Source organism: Vibrio sp. 1151_11, from assembly GCF_029478525.1.
Taxonomy (GTDB): domain Bacteria; phylum Pseudomonadota; class Gammaproteobacteria; order Enterobacterales; family Vibrionaceae; genus Vibrio; species Vibrio anguillarum.
The window spans coordinates 145,977-165,177 of sequence record NZ_SHMN01000002.1 but is presented as its reverse complement, the minus strand read 5'-3'; the positions used below and the strand labels follow the sequence as shown (position 1 = coordinate 165,177).

Annotated in this window: 16 protein-coding genes and 1 other annotated feature; of the genes, 10 read left to right on the top strand and 6 right to left on the bottom strand. The window is 45.1% G+C overall.

Going from position 1 to position 19,201, the window contains the following annotated elements:
• The first annotated feature begins 2 nt into the window (after window positions 1-2).
• From EXZ60_RS02605 to EXZ60_RS02595, 3 genes are all read left to right on the top strand, one after another.
• Window positions 3-1,691, top strand: coding sequence for an NAD-dependent malic enzyme (locus EXZ60_RS02605; protein ID WP_277435241.1), 1,689 nt, complete (start codon window positions 3-5; stop codon window positions 1,689-1,691).
• Window positions 1,692-1,752: 61 nt separating this feature from the next.
• The gene (locus EXZ60_RS02600) at window positions 1,753-2,076 is read left to right on the top strand and encodes a DUF3392 domain-containing protein (RefSeq protein ID WP_088721142.1); all 324 of its coding nucleotides are present in this window, start codon (window positions 1,753-1,755) and stop codon (window positions 2,074-2,076) included.
• Entirely contained in the window at window positions 2,049-2,798 is a 750-nt protein-coding gene (locus EXZ60_RS02595; RefSeq protein WP_026028824.1) for an ElyC/SanA/YdcF family protein, read from the top strand. The genes EXZ60_RS02600 and EXZ60_RS02595 overlap by 28 nt, the downstream gene beginning before the upstream one ends.
• A gap of 55 nt (window positions 2,799-2,853) precedes the next feature.
• On the opposite strand, the gene EXZ60_RS02590 is transcribed toward EXZ60_RS02595, so the two are convergent.
• Together EXZ60_RS02590 and EXZ60_RS02585 are read right to left on the bottom strand one after the other, a co-directional pair.
• A complete protein-coding gene (locus EXZ60_RS02590; RefSeq protein WP_277435240.1) occupies window positions 2,854-4,092 on the bottom strand; it encodes a cysteine desulfurase-like protein in 1,239 nt (412 codons plus the stop codon).
• On the bottom strand, window positions 4,067-4,723 hold the full coding sequence (locus EXZ60_RS02585; protein WP_026028039.1) for a 2OG-Fe dioxygenase family protein: 657 nt from the start codon (window positions 4,721-4,723) through the stop codon (window positions 4,067-4,069). Before EXZ60_RS02585 ends, EXZ60_RS02590 begins: the two co-directional genes overlap by 26 nt.
• 520 nt (window positions 4,724-5,243) lie before the next feature.
• Here EXZ60_RS02585 and EXZ60_RS02580 point away from each other — a divergent pair.
• From EXZ60_RS02580 to cydC, 4 genes are all read left to right on the top strand, one after another.
• Entirely contained in the window at window positions 5,244-7,274 is a 2,031-nt protein-coding gene (locus tag EXZ60_RS02580; protein ID WP_170899146.1) for a GGDEF domain-containing protein, read from the top strand.
• Between the two features lie 133 nt (window positions 7,275-7,407).
• The gene (gene trxB, locus EXZ60_RS02575; protein WP_029388171.1) at window positions 7,408-8,367 is read left to right on the top strand and encodes a thioredoxin-disulfide reductase; all 960 of its coding nucleotides are present in this window, start codon (window positions 7,408-7,410) and stop codon (window positions 8,365-8,367) included.
• A gap of 137 nt (window positions 8,368-8,504) precedes the next feature.
• Window positions 8,505-10,292, top strand: coding sequence for a cysteine/glutathione ABC transporter permease/ATP-binding protein CydD (gene cydD, locus EXZ60_RS02570; RefSeq protein ID WP_277435239.1), 1,788 nt, complete (start codon window positions 8,505-8,507; stop codon window positions 10,290-10,292).
• On the top strand, window positions 10,285-12,006 hold the full coding sequence (gene cydC / locus EXZ60_RS02565; protein WP_277435238.1) for a cysteine/glutathione ABC transporter ATP-binding protein/permease CydC: 1,722 nt from the start codon (window positions 10,285-10,287) through the stop codon (window positions 12,004-12,006). The genes cydD and cydC overlap by 8 nt, the downstream gene beginning before the upstream one ends.
• A gap of 230 nt (window positions 12,007-12,236) precedes the next feature.
• On the opposite strand, the gene EXZ60_RS02560 is transcribed toward cydC, so the two are convergent.
• From EXZ60_RS02560 to EXZ60_RS02545, 4 genes are all read right to left on the bottom strand, one after another.
• Window positions 12,237-13,727: a bifunctional diguanylate cyclase/phosphodiesterase gene (locus EXZ60_RS02560; protein ID WP_277435237.1), complete on the bottom strand. Its 1,491-nt coding sequence runs from the start codon at window positions 13,725-13,727 to the stop codon at window positions 12,237-12,239.
• Window positions 13,728-14,002: 275 nt separating this feature from the next.
• Complete coding sequence (rluB, locus tag EXZ60_RS02555; protein ID WP_013857138.1) at window positions 14,003-15,046, bottom strand: 23S rRNA pseudouridine(2605) synthase RluB; 1,044 nt, start codon at window positions 15,044-15,046, stop codon at window positions 14,003-14,005.
• A gap of 121 nt (window positions 15,047-15,167) precedes the next feature.
• Window positions 15,168-15,788, bottom strand: coding sequence for an L-threonylcarbamoyladenylate synthase (locus EXZ60_RS02550; protein ID WP_013857139.1), 621 nt, complete (start codon window positions 15,786-15,788; stop codon window positions 15,168-15,170).
• Window positions 15,785-16,654, bottom strand: a complete 870-nt coding sequence (locus tag EXZ60_RS02545; RefSeq protein ID WP_017042022.1) for a PHP domain-containing protein — start codon at window positions 16,652-16,654, stop codon at window positions 15,785-15,787. The genes EXZ60_RS02550 and EXZ60_RS02545 overlap by 4 nt, the downstream gene beginning before the upstream one ends.
• Before the next feature lie 91 nt (window positions 16,655-16,745).
• On the opposite strand from EXZ60_RS02545, the gene EXZ60_RS02540 reads away from it, so the two are divergent.
• The 3 genes from EXZ60_RS02540 to EXZ60_RS02530 all read left to right on the top strand — a co-directional run bounded on the left by EXZ60_RS02540 (window position 16,746) and on the right by EXZ60_RS02530 (window position 19,191).
• Entirely contained in the window at window positions 16,746-16,856 is a 111-nt protein-coding gene (locus EXZ60_RS02540; protein ID WP_033197383.1) for a trp operon leader peptide, read from the top strand.
• Window positions 16,803-16,905 (top strand) — a sequence feature (Trp leader region). (Overlaps the previous gene by 54 nt.)
• Window positions 16,906-17,029: 124 nt before the next feature.
• The gene (locus EXZ60_RS02535; protein WP_277435236.1) at window positions 17,030-18,595 is read left to right on the top strand and encodes an anthranilate synthase component 1; all 1,566 of its coding nucleotides are present in this window, start codon (window positions 17,030-17,032) and stop codon (window positions 18,593-18,595) included.
• Between the two features lie 5 nt (window positions 18,596-18,600).
• The gene (locus EXZ60_RS02530; protein WP_017042020.1) at window positions 18,601-19,191 is read left to right on the top strand and encodes an aminodeoxychorismate/anthranilate synthase component II; all 591 of its coding nucleotides are present in this window, start codon (window positions 18,601-18,603) and stop codon (window positions 19,189-19,191) included.
• Window positions 19,192-19,201: the final 10 nt, after the last annotated feature.

Below are 19,201 nucleotides of genomic sequence, written 5' to 3'. Positions count from 1 at the left end.
CAATGAATAATGATAAACGCCCTCTTTATATTCCCTATGCGGGCCCCGCTCTACTCAGCACGCCTTTGCTCAATAAAGGCAGTGCATTTTGTGCTGAAGAGCGCAGTTCCTTCAACTTAGAAGGCCTGCTTCCTGAAACGACGGAAACGATACAAGAACAAGTTGTTCGCGCATACCAACAATACTGCAGCTTTGAAAGTGATATGGATAAGCATATCTATCTGCGTAATATTCAAGATACCAACGAAACCTTATTCTATCGTTTAGTACAAAACCACATCACTGAGATGATGCCCATCATCTACACACCAACGGTGGGTGCCGCGTGTGAAAACTTTTCAAATATTTATCGTCGCGGCCGCGGTCTGTTCATTTCCTTTCCGAATCGAGATCGCATCGATGACTTACTCAATAATGCAGCGAACCATAACGTAAAAGTTATCGTAGTGACCGATGGTGAACGCATTCTCGGCTTGGGCGACCAAGGAATTGGTGGCATGGGTATTCCTATCGGCAAACTGGCACTTTATACCGCATGTGGTGGTATTAGCCCTGCTTATACTTTACCGGTCGTGCTCGATGTTGGAACCAATAACCCACAGCGCTTGGCTGACCCGATGTACATGGGCTGGCGTCACCCTCGGATTACTGGGGCTGAATATGATGCATTTGTAGAAGAGTTCATCCAAGCGGTGCAACGTCGCTGGCCTGATGCACTAATCCAATTTGAAGATTTTGCACAAAAGAACGCAATGCCACTATTAGAACGTTATAAAAACCGTATTTGTTGTTTTAACGATGACATTCAAGGCACTGCGGCGGTAACTGTAGGTTCGCTATTGGCCGCATGCAAAGCCGCGGGCAGTCAACTCTCCGAGCAACGTATCGCTTTTCTTGGTGCGGGCTCTGCAGGCTGTGGTATTGCCGAAGCAATCATCGCGCAAATGGTGTCAGAAGGTATTTCAGATGCTCAAGCTCGTTCTCAAGTCTATATGGTTGACCGCTGGGGTCTGCTGCAAGAAGGAATGCCTAACCTACTTGATTTCCAACAGCACCTCGTGCAAAAAAACAAAGACACGCATAATTGGAATACAGAAGGTAATGGTTTCTCATTATTGGAAGTAATGAAAAATGGCAAGCCAACGGTGTTGGTCGGTGTTTCTGGGGCTCCGGGATTATTCAGTGAAGAGATTATCACTGAGATGCATAAACACTGCCCACGCCCGATTATTTTCCCACTATCGAACCCAACCAGCCGTGTTGAAGCGACGCCCAATGACATTATCCGTTGGACCAACGGTGAAGCACTCGTCGCCACAGGCAGCCCGTTCGCTCCCGTGTTGCATAACGGTAAAACCTACCCAATTGCACAATGCAACAATAGCTATATTTTCCCTGGTATCGGCTTAGGCGTACTGGCGGTCAATGCGCGTCGAGTTACTGATGAGATGCTGATGGAATCAAGCCGCGCACTCGCCAACTGTTCACCTCTGGCGCTTAATGGGCATGGTGCGTTACTTCCGCCACTGGAAGCCATTCACTCCGTTTCCAAGAAAATTGCGTTTGCGGTAGCGAAAAAAGCAATTGAGCAAGGTGTTGCACTGGAGATCCCAGATGATGTGTTAGAAACCGCCATTGAGCAGCATTTTTGGCAGCCAGTATACCGCCGCTACAAACGCACTGCTTTCTAAGCTCCTACTCTGCTGCCCCTAAGCTTCGGCTGATGTTTAGGGGCTTTTTCTGTGAGTCAATATGATGAACTTTTTAGCGCCCGCAGGGCATTACTTATCACCGTATTTAACGGAGATATCAACTGCATTTATCGCTTGTTTGCTCGTGATGCTCGGTGGAGAGATTAACGCCGCGATGCGCAAGCTAATGCGCAACCAACACTTTGTCGTTCGCACATTTACGTTTATATTGATTAACGCTTTCGGCTACGGTTTGGTGATCATCAAAGCGAGCCCTTACCTTGCTCGGACACTTTCGCAGTTAGAATCAGGCATGATGTTTAGCATTATTATGCTCTGCTTTATTGCTATCGGGATCTGGGCACAAAGGAACCGTCAAATTTAGTGTTAAAATTTTCATCTTCAAATCACTCTCGCCCTGTTTGGAAAAAGCGGGTTCACACGCTGCTTCGCTACGTGTCTGTACTATTGTTCATTTCAAGCCTTTTTGTGCTTGGCATTGATCGCTGGGTCAGTTGGCAAGCCGAAAAACAAATCGTCACCGAGCAAAATCAAGTCGGTCAATTCCAAGTCGCTGTTGTACTTGGAACCAGTAAGTACTTGGGTAAAACGCTCAATGACTACTATACCCACCGAATTGAAGCCGCGATCGCTTTGTATGAGCAAGGCAAGGTAAAAGGTTTTTTACTCAGTGGTGATAATGCTCACCGTTCGTACAATGAACCGTGGACGATGAAACGCGATCTGCTGCGCGCTGGAATCCCAAGTGAGAATATTTACTTAGATTATGCAGGGTTTCGTACTTTGGACTCCATTGTTCGCGCAAAACGTATCTTCGAAACCGACAATTTTTTGATCATTTCTCAACAATTTCATTGTGAGCGAGCACTCTTTATTGCCAACTACCATAACATTAATGCTCAGTGTTTAGCGGTTGCAGGGCCAACAACTCGTTCTGGTTTTAAAGTGAGGCTGCGTGAGGTCTTTGCTCGTACGAAAGCATTTTTAGATCTCTATATCACGAATACTCAACCTAAATTTTTAGGTCCCAAAGAACCCATTGTGATCGAAGAGTTACCCTTAGAGCCAACCGAAGATGAAAGCTAAAAGAGGCACTGCGCCCCAGAAACCTTTCCTTCGACAGATTTCCGGGCCACTTTGGTTACGCTAATGTGGATAAGACATCAAACAAAGCGTCAATTTCACTGCGCGTGTTGTAGTGCATAAAACCGATACGGACAACTCCACCGCTGTTTTCAAGATCTAACTGACGCACTAAACCAAGCACATAGAAATGCCCATTCCACACACAAATATTATGCTCGCCCAATGTTTTGGCCACAAATTCTGGATGGTGATTAGCTAAGCGAATGGCAAAGGTCGGTGTACGTAGCTCACTGTTAGCCTTGGTCAGGCCATAGAGCTTAGCCGAACTCAATCCTTTAAGTTTATACAGAAAATACTCACTCAATTGGCGTTCATGCTGGTTGTATTGAATGAAACTATCGATCAAACGCTCTCTTAACGAGCCACTCGCGTCTCCCCATTGCGCCAAATATTCCACTGCAGCAATCACGCCTGCCAAACCTTCAAAACTCTGCGTACCGGTTTCAAAACGTCCCGGACCAATATTGGTTGCTGGTTCAACTTTGTAGGGTTTAAGTGCATGTAACCACTGCGAAGCGATATAAGCGATACCAACGTGTGGACCAAAAAACTTATATGCCGAACAGGTTAAAAAATCACAGCCTAATTCTTGTACATCAATCAAATGGTGCGGAGCATAGTGAACGGCATCCACATACACCATCGCGCCGACTTGATGCGCCGCATCCACAATGCGTTTAACATCGACAATAGATCCTGTGGTATTCGAAGCATAAGTGACCGCTACCAGCTTTGTTTTAGGATTGAGCAATGACAGTAAGTGCTCAATATCCAAAGTACAATCTTGTTGGTTCACCTTTACCTGGTGCACTGTAACGTGCTTATCCTGCGCCGCTTGCTGCCAACTGGAGACATTGGAGTAATGGTCAAGCGCAGTAACAATCACTTCATCGCCCGCTTGCCAATCTCGGCTAATGGCTCGACTTAGCTGAAAAGTCAACGAGGTCATATTCGCGCCAAATACAATATTTCCTGATGACTCAGCGTTCAGAAGCGCTTGCACCGACTCACGAGCCTGCTGCATTAAATCAGTGGTGATTTGGCTTGAAAAATAGTGTCCGCCCAAATTAGAGTTAAAATGGCCCAGATATTCACTCATTTTTTCTATTACCGACTTAGGTACTTGCGAGCCACCTGGACCATCTAAGAAACTCACTGACTTACCATGATATTTTTGCGACAAAGCACTAAACTGCGTACGCACTTTTTCAGGAGTGAAGATCATTTCGGCCATCCTTAGCGGTTAACACAAAAACATCCATATGACCTTCTTGCCCATGCTCAATTGAGCGAATAGGACAAGCGTTATGCCATAACTTACTGTCCGCGAGCATCGCAATCTCACCATTTTCTAACACTTTCCGAAAGAAAGGGGCTTCATGGCAGTCTTGATACAGCATAATTTCACCGCCGACGATGTTGTGGCGATTCACCCCCACCAACGCAATATGATCAAAACCGTCTTGATGGACACCTTCTGGCGCGACTTGCGTCTCATCAAACACAGCAGCAATTCGGATCTGATGGATTTCAATCTCTTGCCCATTAGGCAGACCATTCGTACTCACAAACACCTCGCACACTTCTCTCATCCCTTCACTTTGTAACGTGGAGGGTAAAATAGGATCGAAATGACGCTTAATATTGCCTTGAAAATGATTGATTTGATCGGTTTGCATAAAGTCATGCTTGTCCAACGCCTCGACTTTCCCTTTGTTAAATTGAACCACAGAGTAGCGCCGTAAACGATACTGACCATCAGCATGCTCCGTATGTGGTAATTGCGCAAAGGAGGGAGCAAGTTGTTGAATCGCTTTTTGACTTAATTGCGTAATCTGTAAAGTGTTTTCGTGTACAGCTAACATCACCAGCTCCTTAATTAAATAATTGGACACATTAAATTAACAATTAATTTACATTAAGGATACGCACTAATATTGCACATTCAAGTAAAAATGAATGTTATATCTGTATGTGACTAGCAATATAAAATTTAATACTTAAATAATCACAAAAATAAGAATTAACATCCAATAGCGAGCATGGCACATAGCGATTTTTAGATAAGCTCACTACCTCAAGGTTAATAAGCCTTTAAAAACAATGAATTACCAACATTAGGATGATGTGGGAATGGTATCTAGACCATGGGCGGGTTTAAAGGAAATATCAGTAACTAATTTATCAGCTCGATTCGACTAAATTTAGCAAGTATTAATCCATGAGCCATATAGCATCTCATTAACTCTAAATTAGCACCATTTAAGTAGTAAGCTATGCCAAAAATTAGACTAAAGTTAATACTAGATCATCAAACTAATTGATATATTTGACTATTAAGACTTAGTTGAAACATCGCTCAACTGATAAGGAGATCCTCAACTCGTGAACTCTAGTATTAAAGTCACACTGTGGACTTTCATCGCATTAGGTTTCAGTGTAATCAATGCCTATGCGGCTATGGATCCTAAAGATAAATTTCTCCAAGCATTGGAGGGCATTGAGCAGATCACCTATTCACTACCGATCAAGGCAAAAGCACAAATTAGTGAACTAGAAGAAGACTACATCATATTGTCACAGCCTTCCGCTCTCGTTGTACGTTACTATTTGGCCAAAGCCACTGTATATGGGCTACTAGAGGAATATGATAGGAGCTTAGAAGCGGCACAATTAGGATTAAAGCGAACAGAACACACCAACGTTGAAACGCTCACTCTCAAACTAAGAGAGATTCAAGCTTTACGGCACCAAAAAGTCGACGTGTTGCCGAAACTTGACGCACTGTTAGTTGAAGCAGGAAACGATCACAATGCACAAATCGAATCAGAAGTATTACTAGCTAAAAGTCTCTATTACCAAGAGCAAGGCGAGTTTAAAAAATCGTACGCCGCAATAATGACCTCAATTGATACAGCAAAATCCATTGATAACAAAGAGTTAATGGAGAGAATATCTCACGGTCTAGGTCAAATACTGGTTCAGCTACAAGATTTTGATCGTTCACAGCTGTTACTTGAAAATTCCTACAGTTACTTCAAGCAACGTAAAATGTCCTATAGCCAGTTGGTTAGCTTACTCGACATCTCTAAGTTGCAAGAGTCACGTAATCAAATCACGGCGGCGATCGAAACCTATAAAACAGCACTCAAGCTGGCACAAATACTGGGTGACGGGCGACATCGCTTTCGTATTAACATTGAACTTGCACGGCTTTATCGAGATACCAACAACCGTGATCAAATGCGCTTTTTCTTGAAAAAAGCGGAGGAACTGCAGTACCGAGAAAGCCAACCAGGCTACCTTGCCACTTTTCAGCTATTACAAACACAAGATCTATTGGAACAAAAACGCTACGGTGAAGTGATTGAATTTGTAGAACCACTCATTGCGCATATCAAACAAAGATCAAATCTACTTATTCAACAGATAGAGTTGTTAAAAGTGGCAGCACAGGCTTATGCTGGGCAAAATAACTACAAACAAGCCTATGAAACTTATGATTTTTATCATTTACGATCGCTCACACTTCGCAATGTTGAACAGATAGAGAACTTACAAAGACAACAAATGTTGTTTGATCTTGAGCGTCTACAATATGAAAATCAGGATCTAAACTGGAACAACGTACTTCAAAAGCTAGAAATTGAAAACCATCAGAAAACGTTTCATCTATTAGGTGAAATCGTCTTTTTCCTTGCTCTTGCATTAATCGGATTATTGGTCATATTTATCTGGGCCAACCGCTCTCGCATCAAAATGGGCATGCTTGCCAAAACGGACACCTTGACTGGCTTGTATAATCGACGCTACATGGAAGAACGATTTGCAAAACATCAATCCAAATCTTACCAAAATAGTAGCGAAGCGCTTATTAAACTCGCACAACGGATTTTGATGTGGCAACAGACTTGGTTCAAAGGTCAATCTTCACCTAAAAAAAACGCCGAACCATTCGACTCAGCGCAATTAGACGAACAGATCCAACATAATGAAGATGCAAAACCGATTAGCCTTATTTTGACCGATATTGATTATTTTAAAGTCATTAATGACACTTATGGTCACGCCTTCGGCGATCAAGTATTAGTGGAAATTGCGGCTATCTTTAAGTCATCGGTACGCTCTTCCGATGTTGTCGCTCGCTACGGTGGGGAAGAGTTTCTCATCTTACTACCCGACACTGACTTAAGCATCGCTAGCGAAATTGCCGAAACCTTGCGCCGAAAAATTGAAGATCACCATTTTGTAACCGAATCACGAGAATCGGTATCCGTCACTTCGAGTTTTGGCGTGTTGACCGCAACGAATACTGATTTAGACCTCCAAGCATTGTGTGAAGAAGTCGACCAACTACTTTATGCGGCTAAAGCCAGCGGCCGAAATTGCTTAAAAACACGTTGGCTGACTTATTAGCCAAGTCCCATCATTGCTTAGTTTGGCTATATAACGATTATTTCTAAGCTAGCCCATGTAATCGCTTTAATTGACTCGAGATATTCCCTACAATCGTGTTAAATTTTCGAGCATTTTCGATACTGGAGTCCCCATGAGCAACGTGAAACATTGCAAACTTCTTATTCTTGGTTCTGGCCCGGCTGGTTATACGGCAGCCGTTTACGCAGCTCGCGCTAACCTTAATCCAGTTCTCGTTACCGGTATGCAGCAAGGTGGTCAGTTAACGACCACTACAGAAGTAGAAAACTGGCCAGGAGACGCCGAAGGCCTCACGGGCCCTGCTTTAATGGAGCGAATGAAAGAGCATGCCGAGCGCTTCGAAACCGAGATTGTGTTTGATCATATTAATGAAGTTGATTTTTCACAGCGGCCATTCCGCCTTAAAGGCGATAGTGCAGAATATAGCTGCGATGCTCTGATCATTTCAACAGGTGCATCCGCACGTTACCTAGGTTTAGGTTCAGAAGAAGCCTTTAAAGGACGAGGAGTTTCCGCTTGTGCTACTTGCGATGGTTTTTTCTATCGTAACCAAAAAGTTGCAGTAGTGGGCGGCGGCAATACCGCGGTGGAAGAAGCGCTTTATCTATCTAATATTGCGGCACAAGTTCACCTCATCCACCGCCGTGATTCGTTCCGCGCAGAAAAAATACTGATTAACCGTCTGATGGATAAAGTCGCAAGCGGCAATATAGTGCTACACACTGACCGTACCTTAGAGGAAGTCTTAGGTGATGAGACTGGCGTGACGGGTGTTCGTATGAAACACACCCAATCAGAAACGACAGAAGATCTGGACGTGATGGGCGTCTTTATCGCGATTGGTCACAAACCGAATACCGACATGTTTGCTGGTAAGCTAGAGATGAAAGAAGGCTATATCGTGGTCAGATCTGGCCTTGATGGTAATGCAACTCAAACTAGTATTGAAGGTGTGTTTGCTGCTGGTGATGTGATGGATCACAACTATCGCCAAGCGATCACTTCGGCAGGAACAGGTTGTATGGCCGCCTTAGATGCGGAACGTTACCTAGATAGCTTGAACGATAAGTAGGCATGAACGGCAAGTAAGCAAAAGGTTATTTTCCAGTTTTATAACAAAACCCTACAGCCCGGTGGTATATCCATCGGGCTTTATTTTGTATACTACCGCCCTTCCGTTTACATAATAATTCTCATTAAGCCTTCGAAATGGATAAGAAAAAGCAACGTAGCTTGAATAATTGGCTCAAACAGCAAAGTAAACTGGCAAAACGCTGGTTAATGATTGCTGTTGGCCTTGGCGTATTATCAAGTGTGTTTTTGCTGGCTCAGGCCGCACTCCTCGCCTCCATTCTGCATCAACTGATTATTGAACAAGTTGATAAAGCAGAGCTCATTCCCTATTTTCTTGGTTTGGTGGTGACGATTGCCGCACGTGCCGCGTGCGCATGGGGGCGTGAAATTGCGGGTTTTCGCTGCGGAGAGCAGATCCGCATTTATATCCGTCAGTTAATACTGGATAAAGTTCGCGAGTTGGGCCCTGCTTACATTAAAGGTAAACCTGCCGGTGCATGGGCAACATTACTGCTTGAACAAATCGAAAACATGCAGGACTTTTTTGCGCGCTATTTACCGCAGATGTCATTATCTGTGTTGATCCCGTTTATGATTTTGATTGTGGTCTTTCCCGTCAACTGGGCGGCGGGTTTGATTTTCTTAATCACCGCACCCTTAGTGCCGCTGTTTATGGCCTTAGTCGGTATGAAAGCAGCCGATGCTAATCGTAAAAATTTCAAAGCTCTGCAGCGGTTATCTGGTCACTTTTATGATCGCCTGCAGTCGATGACTACAATACGCCTATTCAACCGCACACAAGCCGAAGCCGATCAGCTTAAAGGCGCTTCTGAAGTCTTTCGCACTCGCACAATGGATGTATTGAAAATCGCCTTTCTATCATCAGCAGTGTTAGAATTTTTCACCTCGATATCGATCGCCATCACCGCCGTTTACTTTGGTTTTAGCTTTATTGGCGAGTTGAATTTCGGCTACTACGGTACAGCCGTAACTCTATTTTCCGGCCTATTTATCTTGATCCTTGCGCCTGAGTTTTATCAACCATTACGTGATTTGGGCACCTTTTATCACGCCAAACAACAAGCTGTCGGCGCGGCTGAAAGCATTGTCGAGTTTTTGGAAACAGACATCAGCAAGGTGAAATCAGGATCTATCTCGCTCGACGGTGCACAGCAGATTGGCATTGTAGCGCAAGATCTCGAAGTGTTTAGTCCAGAAGGAAAACGCTTGGTCGGTCCAATTTCATTTACGTTAGATAACCATTCAACCACTGCGCTTGTCGGGCCAAGCGGTGCAGGTAAAACCAGCTTAGTAAACGCCATTTTAGGCTTCATGCCTTACCAAGGCAGTTTGAAAATCAATGGTATTGAACTGAGCGATCTTGAGCATACCAGCTGGCGTAAGCAGATCAGTTGGGTTGGGCAAAACCCACTATTGGTGCACGGAACCATCGTTGAGAATATCAGCCTCGGCAAGCATGACATGAGTGACGAAGCGCTTCATTCGGCTTTAGACAATGCCTATGCGGCTGAATTTGTCGACAAACATGGTTTGGATTACGCCATCACCGATCGATCCGGTGGATTATCTGTCGGACAAGCTCAGCGAATTGCACTTGCTCGCGCGCTGCTACAAAACGGCAATTTTTGGCTACTTGATGAACCAACCGCCAGCTTAGATGCCCGCAGCGAACAGTTAGTGATGCAAGGTTTGAACCGCCAAATTCAACACCACACCGCTTTAATCGTGACGCACCAATTAGCACCATTAAAATCGGTGCAACAGATTTTGGTGATGCAAAATGGGGCGATAGTTCAAACAGGCGATTACAACACACTCAGCCAGCAAAAGGGTCTGTTTTCAGATATGTTACAAGCTAATCAAGCGCTTGATGAAGCCAATAAGGGGAACCTTGATGCGTGATCTCATCCCTTACCTTAAATTGTATAAAAAGCACTGGTTTGGTTTATCTCTCGGCATGCTGCTGGCCTTTTTAACCCTGTTTGCCTCGATTGGCCTACTGACCTTATCCGGCTGGTTTTTATCCGCAGCGGCCATTGCTGGCTTAACCATTGCTCGTGAAACATTCAACTACATGCTACCGGGCGCGTTTGTACGTGGGTTTGCCATGGGACGCACTGCAGGACGTTGGGGTGAGCGTGTTGTCAGCCATAATGCTACATTCAAGCTGCTGACGGATCTGCGTATTTTCTTCTTCCAAAAACTCGCGCCACTGATCCCAGGTCGTGTGTCAAACCTCAGAGACGCTGATTTACTCAACCGTCTAGTGGCAGATATCGATGCTATGGATCACGTCTATTTACGCTTAATCAGCCCAGTAACCGTGGGTGTACTGGGCATTAGTGCGTTAACGGCATTCTTATGTTGGTTCGACCCTGCCATTGGCTTAACCCTTGGTGCAATTCTTCTGACGCTACTGCTCGTGTGGCCTGTCCTCTTTTATAAACTGGGTCAGCGTAATGGTGCCGAGCTCACCCAGCACAAGGCGGATTTGCGTATTGCAACGCTTGACTGGTTGCAAGGCTACAGTGAACTGACCCTGTTTGGTGCAGAAAACCGTTACCGTGAAGCGATTCTTAGAGCGCAGCAAAAATTGCTGGTCAATCAATTGGCTAACGCTCATTTTTCTGGCCTTGCACAAGCACTGCTCATGCTCGCTAATGGCTGGACGCTTGTGTTAGTGATCTGGCTTGCCGCCGATGGTGTGGCAGGTAATCAACCCGACCCGATGATTGCACTGGTGGCTTTTGCAACTATGGCAAGTTTTGAGCTGCTGATGCCGATTGCTGGTGCATTTCAACATTTAGGGCAAACACTCACTTCTGCTCGCCGCCTCAACGATATTATTCTGGCTGAGCCTGAAGTTCAATTTCCTACCGCTTTAACTCAGCACTCAGGTCAATTCGATATTGAATTTTCAGACGTAACCTTTCACTATCCTGACAGCAGCCAAGATGTGCTACGCGGTGTCAACCTCCATATTCCCGCAGGGCATCGCGTTGCGATAGTGGGGCAAACAGGCTCGGGCAAATCAACCTTAATGCAATTGCTGTCACGCTATTGGGATCCACAGCAAGGTAGCGTCTCTATTGCAGGTACCCACTTAACAGCGTGGAATGAGAACGAACTTCGCCAAACCATCAGTGTGGTTAGCCAACGTGTAGATGTACTCAATGGCACGCTGCGAGACAACCTCGCGATGGCCAATCCAAGCGCAAACGATCAACAGTTAGCTCACGCCTTAACGCAAGTCGGTTTACATACTCTATTGGACGATCTAGGTTTGGACGCATGGCTGGGTGACGGCGGCCGTCAGCTCTCTGGTGGAGAGAAACGCCGCATTGGTATCGCGCGCGCGCTGCTCCACAACGGTTCAATTTTCTTACTCGATGAACCCACGGAAGGCTTGGATAAACAAACCGAGCAGCAAATTCTAGCTCTATTTAAGCAGCATTTTGCGCATAAAACGGTCCTCTTTATTACGCACCGCTTGGTCGAGTTAGAAACAATGGATGCTATTTGCCTGATTGAACAAGGTGAAATCGTAGAATACGGTAGCCACCAAGCGTTATTGGCCAAACAAGGCCGCTATTTCCAACTACAGCAAACCTTGTAGCCATCGTTTGTCATTTGCTCGTTATGAGACTTATCTTTTTTAGGAACACTATGCTGAATTAGGTAACTGAAGCTTGGTATGAAAAATCTTCGCCCTCTTGCTTTGAGAGTCAGTGCATGAGGGTGAAGAAGCGGCCTTGCAAAGAAGCGGCAGTCAACCAAACTCGCTAAATACGTACCTCATCAGCTTAATAAGTACTGAGCGTACTACTCATTTTATAGGTGAGATTTTTAATTAATATTCAAAGATAGATGGTTAATAAGATCTTCCACTGGCATTGGGTGTCCTAGGTAGTAGCCCTGCACTTGTTGACAGCCCATTGTCTGCAAAATTTTCAATTGGTTGGCTGTCTCTACGCCTTCTGCCACAATATTGATGTCAAAACTTTGCGCCATAGCAATAATGGCATTCACTATCGTTCTTGAGCGATCATCATGTTCTACTTCAGAGACGAAACTGCGGTCAATTTTGATTTCATCTACAGTAAGATCTTTGAGCATGGTAAGTGACGTATAACCCGTGCCAAAATCATCGATGGAAAAAGTAATCCCGTTAGATTGCAGATTAGAAATAATTTCAACACTCTTTTTCATATCGGTAAGCGTTGCTGTTTCCGTAATTTCAATGCGTATGAATGAGTTCAAATTCTCATGCTGCTGAATAAATCGCGTGAGTTCATACATCTCATCAGCATTATTGAACTCAGTCGCGGAGACATTAACAGCAACGTGTTTAATTTGTGTCCCCAATATTCCTGAACGCCCCAGCTCCTGTGATACTTTTCCAACCACAAATTTGGAGATAGCGCCCGTCAAGCCATTGTCCTCGGCTAATGGGATAAAAACATCAGGCGAGATAGCGCCTTTAACAGGATGGTTCCAACGAATCAGTACTTCGACACCGTTGACTGTTAATGTTTTTAGGTCATATTTAGGTTGATATACAATCGTTAAGCTATCGTCGTCGATCGCTAAGCGCAGGTCGAGGACCATTTGCCGGCGCTGCATCGCTTTTTCTGTTAATGTTTTGTCATGATACTGAATGGCATTCTTTTGTTTCTTTGCAACATTAAGAGCCTCAGTCGCGGAAACCATCAGTTCTTTGGCGCTGATACCATCGGCTGGGTAAATGGCAACACCTATGCAGCAAGTTGTTTCAATATTGTGTTGCTTGGCCCGATGGGTATACAGACGTTGGACGCTCCGAACATGAGAATCCATATCTACAGCGTCACTCAACTTTACAAAACTGGCAAACTGATCGGCATGTAAGCGCGATACTAATGAGCCGGGCAAAGTCATTTCGTTAATATCGTGAGCTAAATCCTGCAAAAATGCATCTGCACGCTCAAACCCCAGAGTTTCGTTGATACTTTTAAAATCGTCGACATCGAGGTAACAAAGAATAAATCGCTCATTAGACTTTAATTTTTTGATCGTGATATTGAGAGTACGCACAAACATACTAAGACTGTGCAGCCCAGTGAGGCTGTCCATATCATTGGCCTTTTCTAGTAAGCGATTCCCTCTAAGCACCAACATGAGCAAAAGTAAGGCGGTAATAATGACAAACATCAACCCCTTATAGGTTTGAGCGAGAGCGCGCAACTGGGCGTTATCTAGCAATAATTCGACTGTCATATCCGAGAATAATATCCAGAGCACGGCAAATGTTGCGTAGATAAGTGCCACTTTAACGGCTGAGATGCCTGCTCTATCCATGTTTAACTGACTCCAAATGTACCCGCTTATGATCGTAACATTGTAGCATCACTAAAATTTAGTCAACCATACCATACATGCCACATGTAGCCTGTTTCTTCACTCTACTCACTTAATACCAGAAAATATGAACATAGGGATGTCAATCATGCACAAGTGCTCAATACCAACTCTATTGTTTTAATTTTTATTTTATTATCAATGTCTTAAACGAAAAAATCCCGAGCTTAGCTCGGGATTTAAATATCAATTAACAGGCAACGAGAAAGTTTCGCTTATCGACGTGGCGCTTTCGCTTTACCAGTTTGAGGCCGACCAGTGCCGCGGCTACCATCGGCACCACTGTTACGGGTACTTGAAGCAGGCTTGCGACGGCCAGTCGTTGTGCCATTGGTTGTCGTACCGTTAGTTTTTTTACCATTCGTCGTTGTACCATTGGTCGTACGACTTTTAGGCTTGCCTGTCGTCGTTACGCGCTCTTCATGGCGCTTAACGGCACGGCGAATTTTTTGGCTACGCGCACGCTCACGAGTACGTGAAGTGTTGTCTTTGCTCAAATCTAGCATCGTCTCTTTTTCAGGACGCAGTTCAACCAATTCACGTAAATAGTTTACATCTTTAAGATCCAGTTCCATCCAACCGCCGCGTGGCAGTTTTTTGTCCAAATAGATCTCGCCATAACGAACGCGTTTCAAACGGCTCACTGTGGTATCTTGAGATTCCCAAAGACGACGAACTTCACGATTACGGCCCTCGTTAATCGCGACGTAGAAAGTATGGTTCATACCTTCACCACCAGCGTAAACGATATCTTCAAAGCGTGCCAAGCCATCTTCTAGCTCAACCCCTTTAACGAGGTTACGCACTTTCTGCTCGTTCACTTCGCCAAAAACACGCACTAAATATTCGCGTTCTACTTGACGGCTTGGGTGCATAAGGCGATTAGCCAATTCACCATCGGTAGTAAAGAGAAGTAAGCCTGAGGTGTTGGCATCTAAGCGGCCAACTGAAATCCAACGCGAACCACGAATTTTAGGTAGACGATCAAATACCGTCCGACGACCTTCTGGATCATGACGTGTACAAAGCTCACCTTCCGGTTTGTAGTAAGCAAGCACTCGACAAATAACCTCTTCTGGCGCTTTAACGGAAACAGCATGTCCATCAATACGCACAACTGCGTTATCATCTTCTAGACGCTCGCCCAACATAGCTACCTTGCCATTAACACTGACACGTCCTGCTCTAATCAAAGCTTCTAACTCACGACGAGAACCATGACCAGCTCGTGCTAAAACTTTTTGTAACTTTTCGCTCATTTATCTACCTATGTGTCGTCTTCACAGACGTCGAATGAAAAAATGCGACCCCAAAATCGCGGCCGCATAGTATCTCAAATTCTACGCCAAAAAGCACTCGTTTTGATGGCCTACTCAAAAGCTATTCAAAAGGTGTTGGATCGCCCGCTCCCACGCGAGCAACCACCATCTCATCTTCACTGAAATCAATCACTGTCGTCGGCTGTTCACCTAAATAACCCCCGTTTAAAATGACATCCACGGCGTGCTCAAGGCGATCCCGAATCTCTTCTGGATCCGATTCTGTATGGGTGTTGCCGGGCAAAATAAGTGAAGTGGACATTAGCGGTTCACCTAACGCTTCAAGTAAATCAAGTGCAATACGGTTATTAGGCACACGGATACCTATCGTCTTACGCTTCGCATTCATCAACCGACGTGGCACTTCTTTGGTCCCTTTGAAAATAAACGTATAAGGGCCAGGTGTGTTATTCTTTAGCAAGCGAAAAGCGGTATTATCTACACGCGCATAAAAAGAGAGCTCTGACAAATCACGGCACAGCAAGGTAAAATTATGCTTATCATCAAGGCGGCGAATTTGGCAAATACGCTCTAATGCTTGTTTGTTTTCTAGCTGGCAGCCTAGTGCATAACCAGAATCCGTTGGGTACACAACAACTCCGCCATTGCGGATAATGGCAACCGCTTGAGTAATCAAGCGAGTCTGCGGGTTTTCTGGATGAACGTAAAAAAACTGGCTCATTGTAATTCCTCATTATTGAGTCTATCTACGGGGCTTAAACCCCAATCTTTCCAGACAGGATCGACGCCAGAAGGCAACCAAAGATTTCGCCCCAGTTCCATCCAAGGTGAGGGGTAATGAAAGTCACTGCCTTGAGAAGCTAATAGATTGTATTGTATGGCATAATCGGCCAAATTACGTCTTTCTTGTGGCGCTTGTTGTGGCTGTGCCACTTCCATAGCGTCACCACCCGCTTCTACAAACGCCGTTATTAAGCGCTTGAGCCACTTGGTCGTCAAGTCATATCGTCCAGGATGCGCTAATACCGCTTGGCCACCAGCGGCGTGTATTGCTTCAACGGCATCGGTCATCGAGCACCAACTTGGTGGTACATACCCGGGATTATCGCGGGTGAGAAACTTTTTGAACACCTGCTGCATGTTCTTCGCAAAACCCTGTTCAACCAGCCATTTTGCGAAATGCGCACGAGTAATCGGTGCCTCTCCGGCGATGGCTTGCACCTCTTCTAACACCCCTTCACGTGTCACTTTTTGCAATCGTTGTGCAATCAATTGTGCGCGCTGCACACGATGTGCCTTTTGCTGCTCAATTAACTGCTGCAAAGCTTGAGCGTTTGAGTCGATGTTGAGCCCAACAATATGAATATCTTTATTTTGCCAAACCGTGGAAATCTCGATGCCATCGATCAAGGTGATGGGTAATTGTTGCTGATTAATATAGTCATGAGCAATAGTTAATGCATCAGTCGTATCGTGATCAGTGATCGCCAATACCTCAATATCAAAGCTTAGCGCCCTATCGATTAACGCTTGCGGCGATAACCTGCCATCTGAAGAAGTGGTGTGGCTATGTAGATCAATTCTCATAATTTTATTTTGGCCATCTTTTAGGCTTGACTTTTCACTCTCGCACTAGTTAACTAGTACACAAATGCAAGGCACGTATTTGAGGTTGACCATGTTACAAGAATTTAACCAAAACCATAATCACAATTTAAGCGCAGCTTCATCTGAGCTCAATTGGTGGCACACTTGGACAAGTTCTTGGTGGGCAACCGTGTACTTTTAAAATAGAACACGAATTCACAAAGCCCGCCTCAATGAGCGGGCTTTTTATTTTGTCGAATAGCTCACATTACATTGCGCAATAAAACAGCGAAACCCCCAAAGTGAAGATTGGGTCTCTAAGAGGATTATGCGAGTATGGACGACAGGAACATTAAAATTCATCAAGGAGGTCTTGTGAATAAGACCATTGAAATTAAAAGCTTAGGCCAAATTGACGTAATCAATATGTCCGTGCCTTATACCCAAGATCCAACACGTCTATTTCATACGCTATGTGAGTCAAAAACAGATTGTTTGCTATTAGAATCCGCCGAGATCGACTCAAAACAGGATCTCAAAAGTCTATTATTGGTTGATGCTGCCGTGCGCATCACTTGCTTTGGTCACGTTGTCACTTTTCACGCATTGACAGACAATGGTCAACAGCTCATCGAACATCTACAGCGTAATATTAAAACGGATATTGAACATCAGTTACAACAAAATACCTTAACACTTCAATTTCAAGCACCATGTGACACGCTAGACGAAGATTCTCGCCTACGCGAAGCCTCTTCTTTTGATGCACTACGTCTCGTGCAGCACAGTTTCGATCTTCGTCATCACGATAAACATGCCCTCTTTCTAGGCGGTTTATTTGCCTACGATTTGGTGGCCAACTTCGAACCGCTAGGAAATGCCGATACGACTAATCAGTGTCCAGACTACGTTTTTTACATCGCAGAAACCTTGTTGGTGATTGACCATAAAACTGAGCATTGTCAGTTGCAAGCCAGTGTTTTTAACCCCACGCCAACAATGCGCGAAACATTAATTACTCGTTTACAAGAGATCGCGCAGCAATGTGCCGCACCCAAATTACTACCGCAAGCCAAAACCGTAGCTAACGTAAGCGTGACAACGAATATTTCTGACCAAGAGTTTTGCAAGACCGTTCAAGCGTTAAAAGAATTTGTCGTGAAAGGCGATGTTTTTCAGGTGGTCCCTTCTCGCCGATTTACTCTGCCTTGCCCTTCACCACTTGCTGCTTATAAAAAACTGAAAGAGAGCAATCCAAGCCCTTATATGTTTTATATGCAAGACGAACGCTTTACTCTGTTTGGCGCTTCTCCTGAAAGCGCATTGAAATACGCCACCGAAACCAACCAAATTGAGATTTACCCTATCGCAGGGACTCGCCGCCGTGGTAAACGCACCGATGGTTCAATTGATTTTGATTTAGATAGCCGCATTGAACTTGAGCTACGTTGCGACAAAAAAGAGAACGCTGAACACATGATGTTGGTCGACCTTGCGCGCAACGATGTCGCACGTATTGCACAAGCAGGAACGCGCCACGTCGCTGATTTATTGAAAGTGGATCGCTACAGTCACGTTATGCATTTGGTTTCTCGCGTGGTGGGTCAACTCCGAAGCGATCTCGATGCACTGCACGCTTACCAAGCGTGCATGAATATGGGCACACTCACTGGTGCGCCGAAGATTCGCGCCATGCAGCTTATCCGTAACGTGGAAAAAGCCCGCCGTGGCAGTTACGGTGGCGCGGTAGGCTATCTTACCGGGGAAGGCGATTTAGATACTTGCATTGTGATCCGCTCGGCTTATGTCGAACAGGGTATTGCGCAAGTTCAAGCGGGCGCTGGGGTCGTTTATGATTCAGACCCTCAATCGGAAACCGACGAGACACGTGGTAAAGCACAAGCCGTGATCTCTGCAATTCAAGCCGCGCATCAGGAGTAGCAGACATGGCCAACATTATTTTTATTGATAACTTTGATTCCTTTACCTACAACCTTGTTGATCAATTCCGCTCACTCGGCCATACGGTGACGATTTATCGCAACAACATCGCCGCACAGAGCATTGAACAAGCGGTCTTTCAATTGGATGAACCGCTGCTGCTACTCTCCCCCGGACCGGGCGCGCCCGCAGACGCGGGATGCATGCCACAATTAATCCAACGCCTTAAGGGCAAAGTGCCGATCATTGGCATCTGTTTAGGTCACCAAGCGATTGTTGAAGCTTACGGCGGCACTGTCGCGGGTGCTGGCGAAATTATCCATGGAAAAATCTCGATGATGGAACACCAACATCATCGTATTTACCAACAGCTACCGTCACCACTAGCCATTGCTCGTTATCATTCCCTAGTGGCTACTGAAGTTCCGGATAGTTTAACCATCACGGCAGAGGTTGATGGGCTCGTGATGTCCGTGGTGCAAGAGCAAGATAAAGTGTGCGGCTTTCAATTTCATCCAGAGTCCATCATGACTACTCATGGCGCAGCATTGCTTGCCAATGCGATCGATTGGGCTTTAGAAAAAAGCACCCACTAACGGATTTATA